Raw genomic sequence first — 25,473 nt, 5'->3', positions numbered from 1 at the left:
TTTTATTGCCCGTTTTTTGCACCGCCGCCGATGACCGCATCGGCGTGAGCGCGAGCGGTCATTATGTCACCTACGGCGGTGAAACGCTGGCGCTCATTGGCGAGAGCGGAACGCAATGCGTGCCGCAAAATGCGAACCTTGATTACCGGCGATGGATCGACGATTGCGCGGCGCGCGGCATCCGTGTCGTCCACGTGTGGTCGTTCGCGCCGTTGCGGCAGCACGAAGACGGAAGCAAGTTCGAGGAACGCTGGGGCTACGTGATTCCCGGATTAACGCCGTGGGCGCGAAAATCGGGTGGCCCGGCAGCCACGGACCAATTGCCGTTCTACGACCTGACCCATTTCGACGACGGCGCGGATTCCGAAGTTAGGCGTTACTGGCCGCGCATGCGCGGTGTGTGCAAATACGCCAAGAGCAAGCGAATGCTCGTTGGAATTACCTTGTTCACCGGTTGGGCCAAACACGATGCCGACTGGATGTATCACCCCCTCAACAAGCGAAACGGCGGCCACCTGAACGACGTCGAGCAAGCCGTGCGGATCGCCACGCCGGGAAGGGAAGTGTGCGGCGACGATTGGTCCGATTCGTGGGAGGACGCGCGCAAAACGCAGTGGGTGTGGGAGCGCCTCGCCCACGAATACCTCGAACAACTCGATGCGCTCGGCAATGTGTTCTTCGTGTTCCTCGACGAGCATTCGTATGACGAAGGGAACATGGGCGGCCATTTTGCCGCATTCTTTCGGAAACGCAATGCGATATATGTGGATTGGGCGGCGCGGCGCGATTCGGTCGATTTTGTCTTCAGCGACACGCTGCCGCACGACGACAAGAATCGCGACGCGCGTGACGGCTTCGCGGCGCTTCCCGCGAAACCGTACCTTTGCCTTGAAGGCGAGCCGTATCGCGGGGATGTTGTTCGATTGAGCCTGTGGTCGTTTGCGGTTGGCGGCGGGCATTTCATCTTTCACGCGGACACGGGGCAGGAGACCGCGCAAACGGGAATCATGGGGTATGACCCGAAGGTGCCCGGCGGGGACAAAGGAATGATCAGGCGCGACTGGTTGGGCCATGCGAGCCGGTTCTTCAACGAGCACGTCAACAACCTGGATACGTTGTCACCCCACAACGAACTGGTTTCAGAGAATGCGTATTGCCTCGCGGACCCCGGCCGCGAGTGGATTGTGTACGCCAAGCAAGGCGATCCGCGCGAGGTGCGGCTGGACCTGCGAAGTGCGGCGCGCGCAACTGTCAGTTATCGGCTGTTCAATCCGCGGACGGGTCGGTTCGGCGATGCCGCCGATTTGCCGGGTGGTGATTGGCGCAACGTCAGCAAGCCGGACAACGACGATTGGGTCGTGCACGTTGTCTGTGCGCCGCCGTAATCATTCGCGCTCCCACTTCAACAGCCACTGATCGCCCGTTCGCTCCTGAAAACTGCGGATGCGCTGCTGCAACTCCGCGAGCAACTCCGCGTGTTGCGGATCGCCGGCGAGATTGCGGACTTCATCGGGATCGTTTTCGAGATCGTACAACTCGAACTTGGACCGGTTCTGGTACGCGGCAATCGTACGCCTTCCGTACGACGTGAGTCCGCGCTCGAGCGTGGCCTGCCACGTTTTCGATCCCCACAGATCGCTCGCGTACGGAAACGGCAACGGATGGGCGATGTTGTAAATGAGTTTGTGCTTGCGGGTGCGCACCGCGCGCATGGGGTAGTACATCGTGACTTCGTGGAACGTGTGCGAACAGTAGACTTCGTCCCAGCCGGCGGGGTGCTCTTCCTTCAACGCCGCGATGGCGGACCTTCCCTGGATTTTCGCCGGTGGTTGCACGCCGCAGTAATCGAGAATCGTCGGCGCAACGTCCACCCACGAGAACATCGCGTCGCAGGTGTACCCCTTGCGTTCGTTGCGCGGATCGCGAATAACACAGGGCAGGTTGATTCCGGGTTCGTACAGCGTTGTCTTCGCACCGGGCCACGGCATGCCATTGTCGGAAACGAAAACGATCAGCGTATCGTCCCACCGGCCTGCCGCCTTGAGGATTTCCATTAACCGGACAAGCCCGCTGTCTGCGCGCTGGATCGACATGTAATACTCGGAAAGGTCCTGTTTGCACTCCGGTATGTCCGGCAAGTGCGGCGGCACCGCAATGCCCGCGGGAGCGATCGGATCGGACCCGTCTCGCTGGAATTTTCGGTGCGGCTCCGTCGTGCAAAAACAGAGGAAGAACGGCGATTGCGCCGTCGATTCAATTAACGGCCGGCATTGCTCGGCCATATCGATCGGCGCCGAAGTCTTGATGTACTCCTGAAAGTGGTACGCGACTTCCGGCTGGGTATGGTACTTTCCCGCGTTCACGGTGCGATACCCCGCTTCGCCGAGAACGTTCGGCAAACTCTTCACGTCGTCGAACGAAACAAAGTGGTGCTTGGCGTGTGCGAGGCCATATTGGCCCGTCGTGTGGTTGTGCGTGCCCGTTAAAATTACGGAACGGCTTGGGCTGCAACTCGGCGTCGTGCAGAACGCGTGCGTAAATCGGACGCCCTCTTTCGCCAACGCATCGATCCCCGGCGTCTTTACATACGGATTCCCGTAACACGCCGCGTCGTTCTTGCCCAGGTCATCGGCGATGTAGAGGATGACGTTGCGTTTCCCTATCGGCGCATCCGCCGCGCCGACCGTCGCAGCAACCGGCAACATCGTTGCGCCCGCAAGGGTATGCGTGAGAAATTCGCGGCGTTGCATGGGTTGGCCCTCCCATTTCTGTTATGGTAACCTCGCGCGATTGATGGCCCAGACTACTGAGAACCGATGGCCGGATTCCAATGGGCGAAGGCAAATTCTCAAAGACCCAAATCGATAAGCTCGGCGAACGCATTAAATCCGAGACAATATCCGAAGACGATCTGCGCATGCTTGACCAGTATCGTCGGTCGTTTGCCGATGCACACAATCACGTAATTTCGGTTATTCGTGGTGGGCTGAAGCTCGAACCGACCGGCCGACTCGCTAAATCGACTTCATCGATTCGCGAAAAACTACGCCGCGAGAGCATTCGCCTCAGCCAAATACAGGACATTGCCGGGTGCCGAATCGTCGTGCCGAATCTCAGCGCACAGGACGAACTGGTGGCGCGATTGAGAAACGTCTTCCCCCAATGTTCCGTCATAGACCGCAGGGAGAAGCCGAGCCACGGATATCGAGCAGTGCACGTTGTAGTGCATGCTCTCGAACGGCACGCTGAAGTTCAAGTGAGAACGGTCCTCCAGCATAAATGGGCCGAGACTTCGGAGAAGGCGTCCGATGTCATCGATCCCGGCATCAAGTATGGTAGCGGACCTCACGCGTGGTCCGAGCCTATGCTTAAGCTCTCGCAAGACATTTCCATTATCGAGGAGATAGAGGACAAAGTTGAGAAATATGCCAAAGAAACGATGGGGCCGAACTTCTCCATTTTGGCGCAGACCGTCTTCGAGAAGCACACGGATGATATCGCAAAGTCCAAGATGTTCTTGCGGAATAAATGCGACTCGTTGATAATGTTGTTGGACGCGAAGCGTAAACAGCAAGGATAACGCGATGTTCTTTCTTGTGGAATATGATCGGCAAAACGAAACAATTGTTTCGTTCGAGGCATTTGACGAGACGCGACAGCATGAAGCAGAGGAATCGCGGCTTGCACTTGAACTCTCGCTCCAACGCCAGAACACCGACCACGAAGTCGTGCTCCTTGAGGCCGCCGACGAAGCCGCGCTGCGTAAGACGCATCGTCGCTACTTCGAAACTATGGAGTCGCTTTTGAAGAGCGGTTTCTAGCCGCCCCGCCCGCTACTCCGCGATCTTGATCCGCAGGTCCTTGAACTGCACCTTCATGGGCGGGCCGGGGTGCATTTGCAGCGCGATGATGCCGTCCTTGCAGGCCCACTTTGCGTCGCGATCATCGACTTCACACATGAGTTTGCCGTTGATGCGCAGGGTGACGTGACTGCCTTCCGCGACGATTTCGTAGTCGTTCCAATCGTTATGCTTCACGGCCTTCTGCAGTTCATCGGGATCGCCGACGGCGGTTTCATTCCGCGCGCCGTCTTCTGCGATCACCGCCTTCTTCCCGCGCATCACGACGCCGCCGCGATCGTGCTGGAACAGGCAGCCGGTCCACTGCCCGCCGTCTTCCATGTCGGCCTGATAGCCCCACGTATCGAACTCGGGACGTTCCTGGCTGCGGAACTGAACGCCCGAGTTTCCGCCCACGAGCCTGTACTTGAAACGCATGACGAAATCCGCCGGCTTGCCGCCGCGCCAGTAGAGGTAGTGATGTTTCACGCACGGTTTCTCGGGCGTGCTCTCGGACGTAATGGCCCCTTCCTCGACCCACCATCCGCCGGGTTTGCCTTCCCAGCCTGACAGGTCTTTTCCGTTGAACATGGGTGCGAAGTCGTGATCGTCGGTGGCGAGATCGGGTGCGACGATTAGCACCGCGAAGGCGGCCGCTGCAATGAGGAATGTGGATTTCATCGCATCACCCCCGTCCGAGCTTCGGCAACTCATATCCCGCGCGGCGCGGGCGCGACAGCATCGCGTTCGCTTCATCGCAATTCGTGAACCGCTCCTTCTTCGGGTCCCACTTCAGCGGTTCGCCGACGCGGCCGATGTCGCGCGCGATGTTCACGAGGTAGCACAGCGTCGATGCGTGCTGTCCGTACTCGATGTCCGCGTTGCAGCGTTTGCGCGACTTGATGCACTCGATCCAATTCTCGATGTGCGGGCGGGTCTCCGGCACGGATAGCGGAGCGGGCCGGTCCGCGCCGTCGATCAATTCGCGCGGTTCCGCAGCGATTTTGTCGCGGTTGATTTCGATCCTGCCGTTCTCGCCGACGAAGATGCACCCGAGGCCCGGGCTCCTGTCGGCGTCGAGGTGCAGTTTCAGTTCGGCGCCGCTCGCAAACTTCATGGAGACCTTCGCGCGCGGGCCGTGCGTGTTTTCGACCATCCCGTAATAGGGTGCGCCGGTTTCGTCTTCGCCGATTTCGCGTTTCTCGAATGCCCCGGCGCGCACGTCGTTAACGGGTTCTTCGAGCACGACTTCGATCGGCCCGGTCTCGTCCGTGCCCAGTCCGCGCTGGATTTGGTCGTAGCTGTGCGCGCCCCACCCCGTAACCCCGAACGAGATGCCGCCGCCGTCATAGTCCCACCACGTCGACCAACTGCGATGGAGTTCGCTGTGGTACGGCCGAAGCTCCGCCTGGTTTGTCCATACGTCCCACCATCCATCGGTAACGCCTTCGGGCATCGGTTCTTCCGGTTTCGGTTGCCAGTGGAGCGGCCCAACGAAGTTCGGCGCGAGCACGGTATGCACTTTCCCCAGCGCGCCATTCTTCACGAGGTCGCTCGCCCAGTTGTTCAGCGGTATCGACCGCTGCTGCGTGCCTACCTGCGTGACGCGCTTGTACTTGCGCGCGAACTTGACCATTTCGCGCCCTTCCGCGATCGTCAGGCTCATCGGCTTCTCGATGTACGCATCGAGGCCGGCGGCCATCGCGTGGCACGCAATCCACGCCCGCGCGTGTGTCGTCGTCTCCACCATCACGCCATCGAGTTTCTCCTTCTCGATCATCTCGCGGAAATCGAGATAGGGCTTCCACCCGCGTTCCTTCCCGGCGTTATCCATCCAGTAATCGACACGCGGCTTGAAACAGTCGCATACGCCGACGATTCGGACCTCCGGAATCTCGACACAGGTCTTCATGATGTCCGTGCAGCGCCCGCCCAACCCGATCAATCCGATCGCGATTTGGTCGTTCGGCCCCGGTTTGCCGCGCGCGAACGCGGGCGATGTTAGTAGGAGTGGCGCGGCGGCCACAGTGGACTGAAGAAAGCGGCGGCGTGAAATCATGACATTCCCCCTGGCCCATGTCGTTGAACGCGCGTCGCCAACTCCCCCGAGCGGCGGCGCCCATGTACCGCCACCAGTATACACCGGCGCGTTGCGCAACGTCCCGTCAGGCGCTATGCTCGTGCTTCAACTCGGGTAAGGTGCGTGGTGGGCGATCAATCGACGGACAAAACGGGCAACGTCATGCCGGCCCCGCGCGGTATGGCGCTTCTAATGGCGCTGGGACCGGGTCTGGTGTGGTGCGGGGAGTACATTGGCTCCGGCGAAGTCATCCTGGCAACGCGAAGCGGGGCCATTTTTGGGATAGCGATCCTATGGGCGCCGGTGCTCGCCATCTTCGCGAAGTATTGGATTGGATTGGCGGGCGCGCACTACACGGTGACCACCGGCGAAGGCATGATCGACATGCTCAGCCGCACGCCTGGCCCAAAGAATTGGGTAATCTGGCCGGTGTTCGTTGGCCAGATTTGCGCGGGCGCAATTTCTACCGGAGCGCTCGCGAGCGTCACCGCCGTTTTTCTGCATTACTTTGTCCCGCTTCCGCAGTTCTTGCTGGGTTGGATGGCCGTGCTCGCAATCATCGCGATAACGTGGAGCGGAAAGTTTGAGCCGCTCAAGCAAATGATGTCGCTTCTCGTATTGCTGATCATTGTAGGCACGCTGACGGTCGCCGTACGCACGTGGCCGGGAACGGGAACGCTGCTTGGCGGCTTGCTCGAGTTCCAAATTCCGGAGCCTGCCGAATGGGCAGTCGACAAGGGAATTGTGACGCGATCGTCCTGGTTCGAGTTAATGCCGCTGCTCGGCTGGGCTGCGGGTGGGTTCGCGAGCCAGGTGTGGTATTCGTATTGGGTAATCGGCGCCGGCTACGGAATGACCCGCGGGCGCGGTCACGGAAAGCCAATGGACCCCGCTCAACTGCAGTCGCTGACCGTGCAGGATGCGAAGGAGATTCGTCAGTGGCGCCGCGTCGTCACAGCGGATGCAACCTTGGCGCTGACGATAGGAGTCGTCGTGACTTCCGCCTTCCTGATCGCAGGCAACGGCGTGCTGCGCCCACAACAGATCGCGCCGGAAAAAACGGAAGTGGCGCTGACCGTTGCGCGCATCTTCGGCGATCATTGGGGGCAATGGGGCGCGCATTTGTTCGTGCTTGCGGGGCTTGCAGCCATGCTGAGCACCATGCTCGGCCAGTTCGCGGGATGGCCACGGCTGCTGGCGGACTGCGCGCGTGTGCTGTTTCCGGCGACGCAACGCTGGCCCTGGAAGACGCAGTTCCGTACAATCCTGGTTCTATTCGCCATCAGCAACGTCGTAATAGTCTATTCGCTCGGATATCAGCCCGTCGCACTTGTACAAGTCGCCGCGATTCTCGATGGCATGGTGCTGACGCCGTTGCAGGCGCTTGCTGTGGGTTTGACCCTGTATTTCGTCATGCCGCGGTTTTTCGCCGATGACGTTCGCGAAATCCTTCGCGCGAACCGGGTATTCATTGCCGGACTGCTGCTCGCGTTCGTCATGTTCGGCTATTTCTGTGTGTTCCAGCTTGTCCAACTGTCCGCCGGTAAGTGATTACCACTTATGAAGGCCCTCGTACTGACCGCTCCAAGCACGCTCGAAATCCAAGACGTTCCGAAACCGCACGTCTCCGGCGACGACGTGTTGGTGGCGGTACAGGCCTGCGGCATTTGCGGCAGCGACGTGCACGGCATGGACGGGTCGACGGGCCGCCGCATTCCGCCAATAATCATGGGCCACGAAGCGGCGGGTATCATCGCCGCGGTCGGCAAGGACGTGCCGCAGTGGAAAACCGGCGATCGCGTCACGTTCGACTCGACCATATACTGCGGCGCCTGCACATTCTGCAAGCAGGACCGTGTGAACCTGTGCGAGGACCGGCGCGTGTTGGGCGTATCGTGCGACGAGTACCGGCAGCACGGGGCGTTCGCGGAGTACGTCGCCGTGCCCGGCCGCATCCTGTATCGCGTTCCCGACGGCGTGCCCTTCGAGCACGCAGCGATGGTCGAGCCGATTTCCGTGGCGCTGCACGCGGTCACGCACGCGTCGTTCGTGCCGAACGATTGCGCCGTGGTGATTGGCGCGGGAATGATCGGACTGCTGATCGTCCAGGCGTTGCGCGTGCATTCGTATAACCTGATTATCGCGGTCGATCTGGACGATTCGCGGCTCGCGCTGGCGACCGAGTGTGGCGCGCACGTAACGCTGAATCCGTCTCGCATCGACGTACTTACCGCCGTGCGCGCGCGGACCCGCGGCCTCGGGGCGGACGCGGTGTTCGAGGCCGTCGGCGCGAACGAAACTGTCGGCGCGGCAATCCAGTGCGCGCGCAAGGGCGGGGCCGTGGTGCTGGTCGGAAACGTCAGCGCGAATGTGCAGCTTCCACTGCAATCCGTCGTGACGCGCGAGATCAGTTTGTTCGGTTCCTGCGCATCGTCGGGCGAGTACCCCACGTGCTTAAACCTGCTTCAGCGCGAGCACGTGCGTGTCGCACCGTTAATCAGCGCGGTCGCGTCATTGGACGATGGTCCGGAATGGTTCAGGCGGCTGCACGCACGCGAGCGGGGCCTAATGAAAGTGATACTGAATCCGGCGAAGTAGACGCGAGAGGACTTGTCATGTTCGATTTGACCGGCAAAACGGCATTGATTACCGGCGCGAGCCGCGGGCTCGGTCAATACATGGCGCGCGCGCTCGCGAAGGCGGGCGCGGACCTGGCCATCACGTCCCGGTCGCTGATATCACTGAAAGACTTCACCTACGAAATCGAATCGATGGGCCGCCGCTGCGTTCCGCTCGAACTCGATGTGCGCGACTACGACAGCATCCAGTGCATGGCCGATGCGGCAGTAGGCACGTGCGGCAAGATCGATGTTCTCGTCAACAACGCGGGGTGCAACGTCCGCAAACGCGCAACGGACGTGACATGGGACGACTGGAATCTTGTGCTCGATACAAACCTCCGCGGGACCTTCTTCGTCGCGCAGGCGATCGCCAACCGCAGCATGATCCCAAACCGGTACGGGCGCGTGATCAACATCGGCTCGGTGACAACCGTTGCGGGGTACTCCGGTCTCGGCCCCTATTGCGCGAGCCGGGGCGGCACGAAGCAGTTGACGATGAGCCTCGCGGACGACTGGGGCGAGTACGGTATCACCGTGAACTGTCTCGCGCCGGGCTGGTTCAAGACGGCGCAGACAGCGGTGTTGTACGAGAACGAAGCGTGGGTGAACTACATCTGCGACCGCATACCGCTGAAACGTCCGGGCCAGCCACACGATCTCGACGGCGCAATCGTCTTCTTGGCGTCCGACGCCAGCGCGTATATCACGGGCCAAACCCTTTTGGTGGACGGCGGAATCTCGACGGGCGCAACGAAAGCGACCGTGAAGGAGAAATGAATGCGAAGTGCCAGCGCGCGTAGACGCGCCTTCCGAGTCGCGATTGGCGTGTGCGCAGCGATTCAATGCGTGTGCGCGTTTGGCTACGACCCGGCGGGCGCGATCAATCCGGACGCCTTCAAGCCCAACGGCGAACGCTACGAGGCGGCCGTCCCTGACACCCTCGATCTTGCCGAGCGCGCTCGAATCGCCGTGCATGGCCTCACGTCCTTCCTGAATCCGGAAAAGCACTTCGCGCCGTACGGCCACGTGTACTTCAACGGCCGGCCCGCCTATCTCAGCGATTTTCCGGGCGGGCCGCCGAACTGGGGAAAGATTGCGGAAGCGCTCCAATTCGCGCGCATGATGAGCGGCAGCGAGGAGAACCTCGACGTCGATGCAAAAATGTTCGAGGGAATGATAACGGACGTGCCCTTGAACCCCGCCGCGCCGACCCCGGTGTCGTGCACGATGGCGGCGCTGACCAATCTGTATCAAGTCGACCCGAGACCTGAATTGAAGCGCGTCATCGACACGATCGCGGAAGACCACGTGCGCTCGGCGCAACCGCAGGGCGACGGCCTCTATTACTACGACGGCCCACCGAGCACGAACCCCACGGCATTGGGCGTGACGAATTATTGGTTGCAAGTGTTCATTCAGGGCCGCGCCATCCGCCCGATGACACGGTGGGCGCTGGCCTCGAACCAAACGAAATACATCGACACGTGCGGCGGATTGGCGCGGTTCACGATTCTTCCGAAATTCTGGGAATCCGAAGCGGCGCCGAAAGCGGTCACCAGCGCGGAACACGCGCAGTTCAACGGCCACAGCCACGCGCACACGCAAGGATTGATGGGCCTGCTCACCTACGCGCAGGCGGCGAACAACGCGCGCATCAAACAGTTCGTGCGCGACGGCTACGAGCATATGCGGTCGTTCGGCATTGCGCGCATTGGGCTTTTCGGCGAAGGCTGCACGACCGGTGACATGACGTGGCTCGCGTTGGCGCTGTCAGTCGCGGGCGTCGGTGACTATTGGGACGACGCAGACGCATACATCCGCAATCATCTCGCCGAGTTGCAGATCACCGACGCCGCGCGCATGAATGCGGCGAACGCGGAAATGCCCGAGGGCCGCGGCAAGAACGACACGACGTCCGGACCCTACGACCCCGCGAACGAGAGCAACGAGAACGCAATCGACCGCTGCCTCGGCACGTTTCTGTCCGACAGCACGCATCCAACCCTGATCCCCGAGCATAATCTGCTCTACACGATCTGCTGCACCGGCAATTGCACCCCCGCGATGTATTTCGCGTGGCACTCGATCGCGCAATGCGACGACGGACACGCGCGCATCAACCTGCTGCTGAACCGCGCGTCGCCGTGGCTGGACGTGGACAGCTATTTGCCCTTCGAGGGGAAAGTCGTCATTCGCAACAAGAGCGCGCAATCGGTCGCCGTGCGCATTCCGTTTTACGTCGATACGCGCTCCGTGCGCGCCACCGTGAACGGCGAGCCGCATGACGCCGTGTGGGTTGGCCGCTATGCGACCCTCGACAATCTGGAGCCGACGGACACCATCACGCTCGAATTCCCGCTCACAACCACAACGGAAACCTACACGCTCAAATGGAAACAGGACGAGTTCTGGAAGGAATGCACCGACCCGGGACCCGATTGGAAACCGCTCGACCCGCCCGCGAAATACACCTTCACCATCCGCGGCAACACCGTCATCGACGTGTCTCCCCGCGATACCGGCAAAGGCTTGCCCCTGTACCAACGCGACGCCCTCAAGGCGGCTAAAGCGCCGATGAAAACCGTGCGGCGTTATGTGGCTCCGAAAATGGTGAGCGTGTTTCCGCCATGACGAGTGCGTGAGATGCGCTGTGGGGTTGCTTCCCGCCAACGTCCCGCCCCCAACCCGGCGAATCCCCTGCTGCTAACCTCCGCAACTTCTCGTTTGTGAACTGCACAACTGCCACCAAACCAATGGCTTACATTAGCGATGAATCTCGGCATTGACAAATTATGTTATATAACATATAATGCAAACATGTCAAAAATCAGTATCACTCCTGCTCTTCTCCGAGCGATTCGGGCCAAGCTCGACTTGACCCAAGAGGCGTTAGCCGAACGCCTAGGCGTCGCCTTTGCCACGGTCAATCGATGGGAAGCCGGGGACACCAAACCCCAGCGTGCGGCCAAGGAAGCCATTGCGGCGCTCGCTCGCGATGCGGGCATCGACGACGAGGATATCCACGCAGACCCGTCCGTGGCAATGCCAACTCGGCGACGCGCCCGCGCGACCGGCAAAGTCCCTACGACGAAGCCCATGGAGCAAATGCTTTGGGATGCGGCGTGTTCGATTCGCGGTGAAAAGGACGCGGCCAAGTTCAAGGACTACCTGCTGCCGCTGTTGTTCCTAAAGCGCCTGTCCGATGTGTTCGACGACGAGATCGGCCGCTTGGCGGAGGAGTACGGCGACCGTGCGACGGCATTGGAAATTGCCGAATCAGACCATTCGTTGCTTCGATTCTATCTGCCGCCGGAAGCGCGGTGGGCGATCATCAGCGGGCGCGAGCAATACGAATGGCCGCAGCGGGACAAACCGCGCGACATTGGCGAACACTTGACCAAGGCCGTTCGCGCCGTGGTGAAACACAATCCAACGCTTTCGGGCGTGATCGATATTGTAGACTTCGCGGCGGAACGCAACGGCGAACGCGACATCAACCCCGCGAAGCTACGGGGTGTCGTCGAGACATTCTCGGACCCGCGCTACAGGCTTGGCCTCGCGGACGTGCAACCGGACTTTCTGGGCCGCGCCTACGAGTACCTATTGCGCAAGTTCGCGGAAGGCTCTGGGCAAAGCGCGGGAGAGTTCTTCACTCCCACCGAAGTCGGCTTTCTTATGGCGCAGATCATGCGCCCCAAGCCGGGCGAGACGTGCCACGATTACGCCTGCGGCTCCGCGGGCCTGCTCATCAAGTTGCAGCTCGTCGCGCGCGAACTCGACCCTACCAGCAAAGTTCCGCTGCGCCTTTCCGGCCAGGAATTGCAGGCCGAGAGCTACGCCGTCGCGCAGATGAATGCGATTATCCACGACATGGACGTTGAACTGCAGCGCGGCGACACGATGATCAACCCGAAGTTCCGCACGGCGGATGGTCGGCTCATGACCTACGACATCGTCGTCGCCAATCCCATGTGGAACCAGCCCTTCGCACCGGACATTTTCGGCAAAGACCCTTACGACCGCTTCCGCACCGCAGGCGGCGTCACCACCGGCAAAGGCGATTGGGCATGGTTGCAACATACGCTCGCGTGCATGAACGATCGCGGCCGCGCTGCCGTTGTGTTGGATACCGGCGCCGTTACGCGAGGCTCGGGATCGAAGAACGAAGATAAGGAACGCAATATCCGGAAATGGTTTGTCGATCGCGATCTGATTGATGGCGTAATTCTGCTTCCGGACAACCTCTTCTATAACACCAATGCCGCAGGCATTATCGTCGTGCTCTCCAAGCGTAAGTCCGCCGCCCGGAAAGGTAAAATCGTTCTTCTTAACGCGAGCCATCGGTATCGCAAGGGGCGTCCCAAAAACTACTTACCAGAACAGTCAATTCAGCAACTTGCGGCTGTGTATTTAAGGGGCGAGCCAATCCACGGTGAATTGGCCGTCGTTAGTCACGCGGAGGTAGTTTCCGCAGAGTACAACTTGAGTCCGAGTCGATGGGTAGGTAAGCCTGATGCAGCAACGGCACACGATTTGAAATCGCTTATCGACAGACTTAACCAAATCTCAGGCGAAGCACAAGAGCACGATCGACGATTGTTGGAAATCCTTGGAGCAATAATCTGGTGAGTGAGTGGCGCGAAACTCATCTGGCTGCCGAAATTGAGTTGGCGTATGGCAAGTCCCTACCAACACATGAACGAATTCCGGGATCAGTGGGCGTATACGGATCCAATGGTATCGTTGGCACTCACAATTCATCACTTATTCCAGGACCGGGAATAATAGTAGGACGAAAAGGATCTGTTGGTGAAGTTCAATATGCTTCCGAACCGTTTTGGCCGATTGATACAACTTACTATGTCGTGAATCGCGCTGGCCATAATTGGCGCTATCTCTATCATCTTCTGCGTCACTGCGGACTCACGTCACTAAACAGTCACAGTGCTATTCCGGGTCTCAATCGCGAGGATGTTTACGCAATCAAGACAAATTTGCCAGCCTTCGACGAACAAGGGGCCATAGCTGCTCTATTGGATATGGTCGAACGGGCGTTAGCCATCGAGACAGACGCCCTGCAAAACTGTGATGCTTTGAAGCGCGCCACGATGCGTGAGCTGTTCACGCGCGGCCTGCGCGGCGAACCGCAGAAGGAAACCGAGATCGGGCCGATGCCGGAGAGTTGGAGTACGGCGCAGTTAGGTTCATTAGGTAAGATTGGAAACGGTTCGACACCCAAAAAATCGATTTCGGCCTATTGGGATGGCGGGAAATTTCCATGGTTAATGAGTGCAAAGGTTTACAACCGAAATATAGTAACGGCTGACCAGTTCATAACTCAGACGGCACTCGATGAATGTCACTTGCCGATTTTGAAACCAGGCGCGGTGCTGATCGCCATTACGGGACAAGGCAAGACGTTGGGACACTGCGCGGTTCTAAACATCGAAGCCACAATCAATCAGCACATCGCATACGTGCAAACAGACACCGACAAGGCGGAGCCCAGTTTTCTGCGTGGCTTTCTTGAAACTCAATACGAGTATCTAAGGCAAATTGCAGCGGGTGGCGGAAGCACAAAGGGCGCACTAACATGTGCATTCTTGCGAGGCCTCACAGTCCCATTGCCAACAATGGATGAACAGCGTGAAATCGTCGCGATCCTAGACGCCATTGACCGCAAGATCGACCTGCACAAGCAAAAGCGCGCGGTGCTTGAAGAACTCTTCAAGGCGTTGTTGCACAAACTGATGACGGGCGAGATTCGGGTATCCGATTTGGACTTGTCCGCGTTGAACGGTTCGGGCACCAGTCCGGGGCAGGACCCGGCATGATCGATACTTGCCTTTCCTCCTCGCGGTTTATCGCGTTTCTCGACGAATGCGGCGACCATTCATTGACAAAGATAAACGCGGAATTGCCGGTATTCGCACTGTGCACGGTCATTGTCGAGCGGGCGGTATACGCGAAGCAGATTGTTCCCGCCTTGGCGTCCCTCAAACTTCGTTATTTCCCCCACGAGGGTGTGAACCTTCACAGCCGCGACATTCGCAAGAGCGAAGGGCCCTTTACGATCTTGCAGAACGCGAACGTTCGAGAACGATTCTTGGGCGAGTTGAGCGACATGGTTGCCACACTTCCCTTCACGCTCTTCGTCACCGCGATACACAAGATCCGGTTCAGGGAGTGTTACGGCGACCGGGCGAAGAATCCGTATGACGTCGCGCTCGAATACAGTTTCGAGCGCGTCCTTCACTTCATGGAATCGAACAACGAGAGCCACTTGCCCGTGATCGCGGAGGCGAGAGGAAGAAACGAGGACAACGAACTCCGCGCCAGTTTTCACGAGCTGATGACGAAAGGAACGTTTTATCAATCGGCCACCCGATTTCGGCAGTTGGTGTGCCCGCTCGTATTTCGTCGAAAGAACGACAACATCGCCGGAATCCAACTCGCGGACTTGTGCGCGTACCCGGTGGCCCGGCATGTCGTCAAACCCTTGGAGAAGAGCCGTACGTACGATGTTGTCCAGAAGCATTTCTACCGGGCGGGGAGCGTGATCGGCCTGAAGGTGTTTCCGAAATGAAAACGAGCGCCCCCGGTTACACCAGGCGACGCCCGCCGATCGGGCATTCCCGATCCCACATTAAGTATGCCACGGCGAATTCAAAGAGGCAATCGGTTTTTGAATGCGCTTCTTACTCGTCAAAGAGGTGGGGCCAGCCCCCGCTACGCAGTGACCAGCCCACGCGCTCAATCTGCCGCAAAACCGGCGGAATGTCAAGCAAGGTGGCAGTGCGATTGCAGTTGATTCGCCAAAGATGTCGCTTCCTGCTTATGCGCTGGTATGGAGTGCGGCAGCAGAGTCTTCGACGCTGCCGCTTTGGCTTCCGGCGGAGGCGGGGCCCTTGGCGTATGACTCGGGCCCACTTCGCTACATGGCACTGTGTGAGCCAAAGCGGTAGCGTCGTCCACCTTCGCAAGGCCTCGGCGGACGTTGCTACCGCACTCCATATCGGCACCGAGAATAGTGCGATTGCTCTGAGCAGGGTGAAGGCGGCTGTATGAGTACGCTCGCGATAAGCGAAGCCGGGACCGTCCAGTTTCCGATGGTGAAACACGCCGTGGAAATTGGCTGGACAGCGCTGACGCCCGAGGAGGCATTCGAGAAGCGCGGCGGCGAGGCGAATATGTTTTTCCGGGACGAACTGGAAGCGAAGATCGCCGAGTTCAATCCCTGGCTCACGCGAGACGCGGCACGCTCGATCGTGGAGACCCTCGATGCGCTCCCACCCACGATTGAAGGCAACCGCGACCTGCTGTCATGGCTGCGCGGCGAACGGCAGTGGTACGACGAGAACGAAAAGCGGCAGCGGCACGTTACGATCATCGATTTCGAGCATGTCGCGGCGAATTCGTTTTACGTGACTTGGGAATGGAAGCTCAAACCGCCCGCGCGGAAAGGCAACCGCGCCGACGTGATCTTCGTCGTGAACGGCGTGCCGGTATGCATTGTCGAGCATAAGAACCCGAAAGACGGCGACGCAATCGAGCGCGGGATCACGCAATTGCGCCGATACGAGAAGGAAACCCCTGAACTACTGGCCGCACCGCAGCTTTTCAACGTAACGCACCTGCTCGACTACTGGTACGGCGTGACGTGGAACGCGAACCGGCAGTTCATGGCCCGTTGGAAGGAAAAGCCGGACGAATCGTACCGGTTCGCGGTGCAGTCGTTTTTCGAGCCCACGGACTTCCTGCGCACACTCCAACAATGGATTCTGTTCTACGTCGAGGACGGCGAGACCAAGAAATCCGTGCTGCGCCAGCACCAGCGTCGAGCGATTGACGCGATCCTCGACCGCTGCGCGGACCCGAACAAGAAACGCGGGCTAATCTGGCATACGCAGGGGTCGGGAAAGACGTTTACGCTGCTGACGGCCGCAAGGCTCATTCTGGAAGACAGGGACCGCTTCGACCATGCCACGGTGATACTCGTTGTAGACCGCACCGAACTCGAGGGGCAGCTCAAAGGCTGGGTACAGCGGCTGCTCGGCGAAATGCAGCAATTGGACATTGACGTCCGGCGCGCAAACTCGAAGGCGGAGCTACAGTCGTTACTCGATTCGGATTTTCGCGGTCTGGTCATTTCGATGATTCACAAATTCGAGGAGATTCGGAAAGACTGCTGCATGCGCGACAACGTGTACGTCTTCATCGATGAAGCGCACCGTTCGGTGGCCAAGGACTTGGGCACGTACCTGATGGCGGCCGTTCCCAACGCGACGATCATTGGTTTTACAGGCACACCCATCGCGCGCACGGGGCAGGGCGAGAGTACCTTCAAGATTTTCGGGGCGGATGACGAGCGCGGGTATCTCGACAAATACTCCATCCGGGAATCGATTGAAGACGAGACAACCCTGCCGATCAAGCACATGATGGCGCCTTCGGATATGACGGTCCCGATGGAGCAACTCGACAAAGAATTCTTCGCGCTGGCCGAGGCTGAAGGCGTTACCGATGTCGAGGAACTGAACAAAGTGCTCGAGCGTGCCGTTAAGCTGCGCACGTTCTTGACGGCAGACGACCGCGTCGAGAAAGTTGCCAAATTCGTAGCGCAACATTTCAACGAGAGTGTGTTGCCACTGGGATATAAAGCATTCCTCGTGGCCGTCAATCGCGAGGCGTGCGCGAAATACAAAAAGGCACTGGACAAGCATTTGCCACCCGAATGGACCGAGGCCATCTACACGGAAAACGCCGCGGACGTTGTTGATCGCCCGCTGGTCGCCGAGCTTCAACTGACCCCGGAGCGAGAGGAAGATGTTCGGTCGCTGTTCAAGAAGGCAGGCGAGAATCCGAAAATCCTGATCGTCACCGACAAGCTGCTTACGGGATACGATGCGAAACCGCTGTATTGCATGTATCTCGACAAGCCGATGCGGGACCACGTGCTGCTGCAGTCCATTGCGCGGGTAAACCGGCCTTATGTTGACTCGAACGGAGTCCAAAAAAAAGTGGGCCTTGTGGTGGACTTCGTAGGCGTCTTACGGGAATTGAAGAAAGCGCTCCAGTTCGATTCCGACGATGTTAGCGGGGTAATTGAAGACCTGGATGCGCTGCTTGCGGATTTCCTGGAAAAGATGGGCCAAGCGGTCAAGGACTATCTGGATATTGGAGTTGGGGGCAGCCCTGACGAGCAACTGGAACGGGTGGTATACGGCCGCTTTCTCGAACCCGAAGCGCGAAAGAGCTTCTACGAGGCCTACAAGGAAATCGAGGCCCTGTGGGAAATTCTATCGCCGTCGCCCGAGTTGCGCGACCACATCGTTGCTTATAAACGGCTCGGTCAACTGTACGCGGCGGTGCGCAACGCCTACGCGACGAAAGTCGGGTTTGTCGCCGATCTCGAGTACAAGACGCGCCGGCTTATCGAGGAGGAGGCAACGCAACAAGGCCTGGGCCGTCTCACGAAGAGCGTCACGTTCGATGTGAAGACCCTTGAATCGCTGCGGGACGAGAAGGGGCCGGATGAAGGCAAGGTTTTCAACCTTGTTCGCGGTCTGCAAAAGCAAATTGACGACGATCCGGCGGCAGCACCGGTGCTCCAACCGCTGAAGGAGCGCGCAGAACGCATTCTGAAGGATTTGGAGGACCGTAAGACTACGGGCCTTGCTGCGATGGACCAACTTGCCGCGCTTGCGGCGGAGAAGGAAAAGGCGATCAAGTCCGCGAAGGAAAGCGGCCTTTCCGTCCGAGCGTTTGCGGTGTCGTGGACGCTGCGCAATGACGCGGCACTTCAGAAGGCAGGCGTGGACGTGGACGCGCTCGCCAAAGAAGCCGAAGACCTGCTCGTGCGTTTCCCGAATGCTGCCGTGAATCCGGATGAGCAGCGCCGTTTGAGGTCGGCCTTGTACAAGCCGTTACTCACCCTGTCTCAGACGGAGCGTGCACGGGTTGTTGACCTCGTCGTAAGGTTGCTGCTGGCGGAACATGAGTAGGCCGAAATCGTCATTGTACCCGTCACAAGAGCTGCGACGCCGGACCTTGGCTTGGGCCGTGAAGTTACGCGTGAATCCGAAGTTGATTCGGGTCCAGGAAATGCGCCGAAAGTGGGGATCATGTTCGTCGGCGGGCACCATAACGTTGGCGCTTGACCTTACCGATCAGAGCGAACGGTTTCAGGACTACGTGATTGTCCATGAGTTGTTGCACCTGCGGTATCCAACGCATGGACGACTCTTCAAGGCTTTGATGACTGCCTATGTTCCGGGTTGGCGAAGACTGCAGCCGAACGACGCGCGCACTGTCCATGCGGTTCACAAAAATGACCCGCGGCGTAAGACAGTCCGCGGTTAGTCGTTCAACGAATTGCATCCGAGGAACGACTACGTAGGGCGTGCGGTCGCAACTAATAGATCTGTAAGCGATTACGTCAATTTTGTCAATCAATTACCCCTCGTCTTGTAAAATCGATCTGCGCCGCTGAAGTGCAACACCGTGGGCTAAGAGATAGGAGCATCCGAAAACGGGACCGGGCGGTCCCTTCGGATACGTCGAGGGGTTCGCGCCCGCGTTGCGGGTAGCGTTCACGTCGTCGGGTCGTGTAGCGTTCGTGCGATGAGCACGTTGAACGGAAGGTCGCGGATTTTCATGTGCGCGCTTGCGTCCATCGCGATGGCGTACGGCTGGGGGTATCGCGGGGTGGTGGGGCATGAAGGCGGCGCGATGGTGCCGGGCGCGATGTTGGGGCTTGCCGTGTGCCTCGGATCGCGCCGGGCGGACTGGCACCGGCGCGCGGCCGTGGCGGGGCTTTTCGGCGCGGCGGGCTGGTCGTGGGGCGGATCGTTGAGCTACATGGAGCACACGATGTTCGCCGTCAGCGATTCGTTTCCGGACGTGCTGTTCGGATACGCGATGCTGTTCTTTCTCGGCGCGCTGTGGGCGGGGACCGGCGGGGCGATACTCGGTCTCGCGTTTACGCTGAGACGGTCGCAACTCGAATCGCTCGCGCGCGTGTTCGTGACGATGTCGGCGGCGTTTCTCACGACGTATCTGTACATGCTGTTTAACGAGCCGCTAAAAGAGGCGTACGAACAGGTATCGGCCGATCACTTTCATGACGGCGATTGGTTCGCCGCGATCGTCGTTCTCGTTGTCGCGGCCGTCCATGGACTCGCGCGGCCCCAAGACCGGCGCGCGGCGGCGCTCTACTTCGCGTGCGCGGCGTCGTGGTGGGTCTTCTATCTTGGACTGACGAAATTCGGCGGCTTGGTGCTCGCGCCGCCGTTCCGCAGCGAAAGCTGGGGCGGCGTTGTGGGCATTCTCGTGGCGCTGATTGTTTACCTTGTGCGGACGAAAAACCGGGCGGCGTTGATGCTCGCTCTGTACGGCATGGTCGGCGGCGGGCTCGCGTTTATGTTTGCCGTCTTCACGCGGCATCCGGTACGCGTGAGCTGGTGGCCTATCGCGTCGGTCGCAGGCGAATTGCCGCAATGGAAGATTGCCGAGGAGAGTTTTGGCCTGTTCATGGGTTTCGCAATTGCCCTGGGCGTTGCGCGGCTCGAACGCGGCGGCCTTGCGCCCGCGGAGGACGACACGCCGCGCAAACCGCTCGACGTGTTCGCCGCGTTTGTGATGCTCGTCGCGCTCATGTGGGTGAACCTGCGGCGCGCGCCGATGGACTGGCTCGGCCGCTACAAGGCCGTGCCAAACGAACCGGCGCTCGGGTTCATGCCGTGGGTCTGGTATACGGCCGGAGGCATCGTACTCAGCGCGGTTGTGGTTTACGCGTTGTGGCTGTACTCGAAAGACAAGCTTGCGCCGGCGCCGGCGACGGCGTTCGGCAAGGGCGCGCTGATCCTGGTCTTTCTCGTCTGGGTCACGATGATCGGATCGTTCGTGCAGACCTTCGCGGGCGAGCGCGGCGCAGCGGGGCTTGTCATGTACGCGAGTTTCATCATTTGCGGCGCAATTGTAACGGCGATGGTGTTGCGCCCGCGCGGCGTCGTTCCGCCGGGCGAATGCATCGCGCCTCGGGACACGCGGTGGCGCGTCGGTTGGAGGTTTGGGGGCGTATGCGCGGGTTCAGTTGTCGCGCTCTTTGCAGTGACCGGCTTGAGTATGGCCATGCAGGAAGGTCCGGTTGAAGGCGCGCGTCTGCGGTTTGGGCCGAACGCGTACTGGATCGAGCAATCGGCGATGATCGGTACATGGAGCGCGATCGGGTTTGCAGAGCGTGTTGATGCATCCGCTACCGATAACAGCGGACTTGATGTACGGTCAATCGAGTTCCAGAAGAGCCGGAACGTCGTACTCACCTTGGCGGACGGCACGGAGATTCGACACCTGCACCGTTGGCATTACATGAACAGCATGACGCACCTGGATTGGAACAACCGATCGCAGGACCCTGCGCAGCGCGCGGAGGTGCAAATCGTGTTGCGCGATCGCCGTATGTTTATCCCGTGGCCGCCGGACAGGCCCGCGGGAAAGTATCTTGTGCTGGAGCGGTAGTTTGATCGGAGCAATGGGAGCAATGGGATGCGACACATAAGGTTTGTGGCCGGTCTGTTTGCCGTTGCGGGCCTGATTTTTTCGGCGGGCGCGTCGGGCAATGCGCCGGACCCGAAGGCTGTCGAGGAAGTGGCGAGCGGCGCGCGGACCGAGGCGAATGCGGCGTGGTGGGGTTTCAACGAAGAAGATTCGACCGATGCGTTGCAGGCCGCCATTAATTCCGGCGCAAAACGCGTCGTGATTCCGAACATGACGAAGGAGTGGATCGTCCGTCCGATCACGCTCGCCGGAAATCAGGAGATCGTGCTCGAGCCCGGAGCCGCCGTCGTCGCGAAGCGCGGCGAATTCCGGGGCAAGGGCGACTCGCTGTTTCGCGCATCGAACATCGAGAACCTGACGATTCGCGGGTACGGCGCTAAACTGCGCATGCAGAAAGAAGACTACATTGTCGGCGACGTGATCCACCGCATGGGCTGGGAACGCTGGTTCGGGCAATACGAAAAGGCCGAGTGGCGTTCCGGGTTGTCGTTAAACGGATGCTCCAACGTTGTCGTCGAGGGGCTTACGATTTGCGATACGGGCGGCGACGGCATCTATGTCGCCGGCGGAAAGGAAAAGCGGCCCTGCAAGAATATCGTGTTGCGCGACGTCGTGTGTGACAACAACTACCGCCAGGGCATCAGCGTGATCAGTGTCGATGGGTTGACCGTCGAGAATTGCGCGTTCAAAAACACGTGGGGGACGCCGCCGTCCGCGGGCGTCGACATCGAGCCCGATTCGGCGCACGAAATGGTGAAGGACATTGTCTTCCGCAATTGCTCGTTCACGGACAATTACGGCGACGGCATCGAAGTATTTCTGGCGCACCAGAAACTCGACTCAAAACCAACGTCGATCCTGTTCGAGAACTGCCGCGTTTCGAGCATGCGCGGCGCGGGCATCCGGGTAACGAAGATCGGCGACAACGGGCCGGAGGGTTCCGTCGTCTTTCGCAACTGCACGGTCGAGAACACCGAGGCCTATGGCATCAAAGTGCAGGACAAATCGTTGAAGCGCGCGAGCGTGAAGTTCATCCATTGCACCGTGCGCAACGCCGCAAACAACCGCCAGTCGGCGGGTGCGTGGGCGCCGATTTGGCTGCACCTGTTCCGCGAGAACGTGACGAAACACTTCGGCGGAATTGTGTTCGATTCGTGCGTGGTTGAAGACGACCACGACCGTCCATTCATGGTCTATGAACAGACGGAGGGCGACTGCGGCGTGACGGCTGTATCGGGCACGATAACGGTGCGCAATCCGTACGGCGCGAAGACGTCCCTCGGCGGCAAGCAGAAGGACGTAACGCTGAAGGTCGAGGAGTTGCGCTAACGCGCCGCACTCGAGCGGCTAACACATTTCACACAATCAGGCCATAAACTCCCGCGACGCGAATTGAACGGCGGCCGGGAGAACATCGATCGTGTGGAACTGGTTAAGCGCGCGGGCGTTTCGCCACGTGCACGGCAACAATCTCGTCTACAACACGTGCTGGGAAGACCCGCGCCTCGATCGCGCCGCGCTGGCGCTCGGGCCGCGGGACACCGTCATGGTCATCACGTCCGCGGGGTGCAACACGCTGGACTATGCGTTGCAGGCGCCCGCGCACGTGTACGCGGTGGACATGAACCCGCGGCAGAACGCGCTGCTCGAACTCAAACTTGCGGCGATTCGCGGTCTCGAATTCGAGGAATTCTTTCAGTTGTTCGGTCAGGGCGCGCTGCCGGACTGTACGCGCGTGTACGCGTCGCAACTGCGCCCGCGGATGTCGGCGCGCGCGCAAGCGTATTGGGACCGCCGCATCTACTTCTTTTCCGGCGAAACGCGGCGGCGGAGTTTCTATTTTCACGGCACATCCGGCGTGTTCGCGTGGCTCGTCAACCTGTACGTCGACCGCGTCGCAAACGTGCGCGATGCGATTCACGCCATTCTCGACGCGGGATCGGTCGACGAGCAGAGCAGCATTTATTATGCGAACATCCGTGACGCGGTATGGACGCGCCCGATTCGATGGGCGGTGGGGCGCGACTACACGCTTTCGCTATTGGGCGTCCCGCGGCCGCAACGGCTGCAGGTGGAGCGGCACTACGAGGACGGCATATCGCAGTTTATCGGAGAATGCCTCGATGCGGTGTTCGGGCAACTTTCGCTTCAGGACAATTATTTTTGGCGCGTGTACCTTACCGGCGCGTACACGCCCGAGTGTTGCCCCGAATATCTGAAGGCGGAAAACTTCGCGAAGCTGAAGGGCGGATTGGTGGACCGTATATCGGTGCATACGGCGACGATCGAGTCGTTTCTTCGCGCGAGCGACGTGCGCATTTCGCGATACGTGCTGCTGGATCATATGGACTGGCTCAGCACGGCGCGCGAACCGTTTCTTCAGCGCGAGTGGCAGGCCATCGTGGATCGCGCGGCGCCCGGCGCCCGCGTCATTTGGCGGAGCGGCGGGTTACAGGTGGACTTCGTCGACCCGCTCGAAGTCCGAGTGGAGGGATCGCGCCGGCGCGTGGGCGAGTTGCTTACGTACCATCGCGATCTTGCCGTGCACTTGCACGCGCGCGACCGCGTACACACGTACGGCAGTTTCTACATCGCCGACCTGGCCGCGGCCTGATGGCGCTGGCGAAAGACATCAAAGCGGCGTTTCACATGGCGTTTGCGCCCATTCGCGGCGAAACGCACGCCGATCGGCTTGACAGCTTCTATCGCGCCCAAGCCTCCGTCTACGACGACTCGCGCAAGAAACTTCTGCACGGACGAGATGCGCTTTACCAACGCCTGCCGAAACCGGACGGCGGCGTGTGGATCGAGATGGGCGGCGGAACGGGCGAGAACCTCGAACGCATTGGAGAGCGGATTCGCGCGCTCCGCAGCGTGTACGTAGTCGACCTTTCGGAATCGCTTCTGGAAGTGGCGCGCGAGCGAATCGAACGGAACAAGTGGACAAACGTTCACACCGTTCGCGAGGACGCCGCGTCGTTCGCGCCGCCGGAAGGCCGCGCGGATGTCGTCACGTTTTCCTACTCGTTGACGATGATTCCCGACTGGTTTGCGGCGATCGATCACGCAGTCGCGTTGTTGTCGCCTGGAGGCGCGTTAGGGGCGGTGGATTTCTACGTTGCGCGGAAATATCCGGCAGCGGGCCTTGCGAGCCACTCCCGGTTCACGCGCCACGTCTGGCCGGCCTGGTTCGGCATGGACAACGTCTACCTTTCGCCGGACCACTTGCCATATCTTCGCCGCAAACTGATTTCGCTGACGTGCATCGAGCAGCGCGCGCGAATCGGCTACCTGTTCGGTTTGCGCGTGCCGCACTACGTCTTTATCGGGCGCAAACCGTAGACGTTGCTAGCTGCGGGGCGGTCCGCCTCCGCCATCGGGACCGCGGCCGCGGCCACGCCCGCCGAAGAACCCGCCGCCGTCAAAACCGCCGCCACCGCCCCACGCCATCGGCCCGCGGAAGAAGGGGCCTTCCATCGTTTGCCGTAGCGATTGCATGGCCGCGTTCTGCGCGGCCGGGTCGGTGACGCCGCTCTGCTTGAGACTTTCGCGCATCAGGTGGTCCTGTTGCTCCTGGACCAACTGGCGCGTGGTCTCGCCCATCGCGCGCATTTCGTCGCGGATGACATCGCGCTCCTCGTCCGTTTGGGCTTCGCGCATTTGTTGGAACAGGTCCATCATCGCCTCGCCGTTCGCGCTGATCGACGCGAGCCGGTCCTGGGTCGCCTTGTCGGGCGCGTTTTGGATTTGCTCGTCCATGAATTGGCGCATGCGGTCACGCATTTCCGCGCCGCGCTGTTCGCGTTCTTCACGCCATTGCGCGATGCGGGCTTCGCGCTCGGCGTCCGTCTCGTTCGGGTTGTCGCCGCGGCCGCGGTCGCCGTCGCGGGCCGAGGCATCGGCTTCGTTTTGAATTCCCGAATCGAGCGTCGCGTCCGCCGGTTCGCCGACGGCTTCCAGCGAAATCTCGTCGACCGGCTCGACCTTCTGTGCGGAGGCCACCTGATCCTGCAAGCGGCGGTTTTCGCGCGCGAGGGATTCCGCCTCGCTCTTGGCCGCACTGATTTCGTCCTGAAGCGATTTTTCGCCGGCCTTGAGCGCATCGCGTTCGTTGGCAAGAGCGGCGAGCTTTGCGTCCAAATCCTGGGCGGTATAATACTTTCCGGCCAGGGCGCCTATCGGCAGCGCGACGACTACCGCGACTAGAATTCGTAGCCAAGACATAGTCCGACCCTCCTGAACCGTGAAACACACCTCGCCGGGGGAAAGTTCCGCGTGCCTTGACCCGCACGCGGGGGGCGGGTACCATCGTCGCACGCAGGCGAGACCATAGCATGGCCGCATTTTACAGTCGAATCGGTTGGCGTGACGCGCG

General features: G+C 60.1%; 20 protein-coding genes. 16 read left to right on the top strand and 4 right to left on the bottom strand.

Annotated elements, in window-relative coordinates; all coding sequences use genetic code 11:
• Positions 1-5 precede the first annotated feature (5 nt).
• On the top strand, positions 6-1,385 hold the full coding sequence (locus HUU46_24330; protein NUM56768.1) for a hypothetical protein: 1,380 nt from the start codon (positions 6-8) through the stop codon (positions 1,383-1,385).
• On the opposite strand, the gene HUU46_24325 is transcribed toward HUU46_24330, so the two are convergent.
• Positions 1,386-2,750: a sulfatase gene (locus HUU46_24325; protein ID NUM56767.1), complete on the bottom strand. Its 1,365-nt coding sequence runs from the start codon at positions 2,748-2,750 to the stop codon at positions 1,386-1,388.
• Positions 2,751-2,830: 80 nt separating this feature from the next.
• On the opposite strand from HUU46_24325, the gene HUU46_24320 reads away from it, so the two are divergent.
• Together HUU46_24320 and HUU46_24315 are read left to right on the top strand one after the other, a co-directional pair.
• Positions 2,831-3,580 (top strand): hypothetical protein, encoded by a 750-nt coding sequence (locus HUU46_24320; protein NUM56766.1) that lies wholly within the window; start codon positions 2,831-2,833, stop codon positions 3,578-3,580.
• 4 nt (positions 3,581-3,584) lie between these two features.
• Complete coding sequence (locus HUU46_24315; protein NUM56765.1) at positions 3,585-3,821, top strand: hypothetical protein; 237 nt, start codon at positions 3,585-3,587, stop codon at positions 3,819-3,821.
• 12 nt (positions 3,822-3,833) lie between these two features.
• Here the strand turns inward: HUU46_24315 and HUU46_24310 are convergent, their stop codons facing one another.
• Positions 3,834-4,520 carry a DUF1080 domain-containing protein gene (locus HUU46_24310; GenBank protein ID NUM56764.1) on the bottom strand — a complete coding sequence of 229 codons (687 nt, stop codon included), beginning with the start codon at positions 4,518-4,520 and terminating at the stop codon, positions 3,834-3,836.
• A gap of 4 nt (positions 4,521-4,524) precedes the next feature.
• The gene (locus HUU46_24305) at positions 4,525-5,898 is read right to left on the bottom strand and encodes a Gfo/Idh/MocA family oxidoreductase (GenBank protein ID NUM56763.1); all 1,374 of its coding nucleotides are present in this window, start codon (positions 5,896-5,898) and stop codon (positions 4,525-4,527) included.
• 147 nt (positions 5,899-6,045) lie between these two features.
• Between HUU46_24305 and HUU46_24300 the strand changes: the two genes are divergently transcribed.
• The 13 genes from HUU46_24300 (at position 6,046) to HUU46_24240 (ending at position 24,440) form a co-directional block, all read left to right on the top strand.
• Positions 6,046-7,470, top strand: a complete 1,425-nt coding sequence (locus tag HUU46_24300; GenBank protein ID NUM56762.1) for an Nramp family divalent metal transporter — start codon at positions 6,046-6,048, stop codon at positions 7,468-7,470.
• Positions 7,471-7,479: 9 nt separating this feature from the next.
• Positions 7,480-8,517: a galactitol-1-phosphate 5-dehydrogenase gene (locus tag HUU46_24295; GenBank protein NUM56761.1), complete on the top strand. Its 1,038-nt coding sequence runs from the start codon at positions 7,480-7,482 to the stop codon at positions 8,515-8,517.
• Positions 8,518-8,534: 17 nt separating this feature from the next.
• Positions 8,535-9,317, top strand: a complete 783-nt coding sequence (locus HUU46_24290) for an SDR family oxidoreductase (GenBank protein NUM56760.1) — start codon at positions 8,535-8,537, stop codon at positions 9,315-9,317.
• Positions 9,318-11,171 (top strand): hypothetical protein, encoded by a 1,854-nt coding sequence (locus HUU46_24285; protein ID NUM56759.1) that lies wholly within the window; start codon positions 9,318-9,320, stop codon positions 11,169-11,171.
• A gap of 186 nt (positions 11,172-11,357) precedes the next feature.
• A complete protein-coding gene (locus HUU46_24280; GenBank protein NUM56758.1) occupies positions 11,358-13,169 on the top strand; it encodes an N-6 DNA methylase in 1,812 nt (603 codons plus the stop codon).
• Entirely contained in the window at positions 13,166-14,374 is a 1,209-nt protein-coding gene (locus HUU46_24275; protein NUM56757.1) for a restriction endonuclease subunit S, read from the top strand. Before HUU46_24280 ends, HUU46_24275 begins: the two co-directional genes overlap by 4 nt.
• Positions 14,371-15,126, top strand: coding sequence for a DUF3800 domain-containing protein (locus HUU46_24270; GenBank protein NUM56756.1), 756 nt, complete (start codon positions 14,371-14,373; stop codon positions 15,124-15,126). The genes HUU46_24275 and HUU46_24270 overlap by 4 nt, the downstream gene beginning before the upstream one ends.
• 478 nt (positions 15,127-15,604) lie before the next feature.
• Positions 15,605-18,544, top strand: a complete 2,940-nt coding sequence (locus HUU46_24265; GenBank protein NUM56755.1) for an HsdR family type I site-specific deoxyribonuclease — start codon at positions 15,605-15,607, stop codon at positions 18,542-18,544.
• On the top strand, positions 18,537-18,902 hold the full coding sequence (locus HUU46_24260; GenBank protein ID NUM56754.1) for a M48 family metallopeptidase: 366 nt from the start codon (positions 18,537-18,539) through the stop codon (positions 18,900-18,902). Before HUU46_24265 ends, HUU46_24260 begins: the two co-directional genes overlap by 8 nt.
• Positions 18,903-19,163: 261 nt before the next feature.
• Entirely contained in the window at positions 19,164-21,059 is a 1,896-nt protein-coding gene (locus HUU46_24255; protein ID NUM56753.1) for a hypothetical protein, read from the top strand.
• A 27-nt stretch (positions 21,060-21,086) separates the two neighbouring features.
• On the top strand, positions 21,087-22,427 hold the full coding sequence (locus HUU46_24250) for a right-handed parallel beta-helix repeat-containing protein (protein ID NUM56752.1): 1,341 nt from the start codon (positions 21,087-21,089) through the stop codon (positions 22,425-22,427).
• 88 nt (positions 22,428-22,515) lie between these two features.
• Complete coding sequence (locus tag HUU46_24245; GenBank protein NUM56751.1) at positions 22,516-23,712, top strand: BtaA family protein; 1,197 nt, start codon at positions 22,516-22,518, stop codon at positions 23,710-23,712.
• Positions 23,712-24,440: a class I SAM-dependent methyltransferase gene (locus HUU46_24240; GenBank protein ID NUM56750.1), complete on the top strand. Its 729-nt coding sequence runs from the start codon at positions 23,712-23,714 to the stop codon at positions 24,438-24,440. The genes HUU46_24245 and HUU46_24240 overlap by 1 nt, the downstream gene beginning before the upstream one ends.
• Positions 24,441-24,446: 6 nt before the next feature.
• Here the strand turns inward: HUU46_24240 and HUU46_24235 are convergent, their stop codons facing one another.
• Positions 24,447-25,322 (bottom strand): hypothetical protein, encoded by an 876-nt coding sequence (locus HUU46_24235; protein ID NUM56749.1) that lies wholly within the window; start codon positions 25,320-25,322, stop codon positions 24,447-24,449.
• Positions 25,323-25,473 lie beyond the last annotated feature (151 nt).

The sequence above is a fragment of the Candidatus Hydrogenedentota bacterium genome (assembly GCA_013359265.1).
Classification (GTDB): domain Bacteria; phylum Hydrogenedentota; class Hydrogenedentia; order Hydrogenedentales; family SLHB01; genus JABWCD01.
Note: the sequence above shows the minus strand (reverse complement) of the source record. Positions and strands in the feature narration are given on the sequence as shown.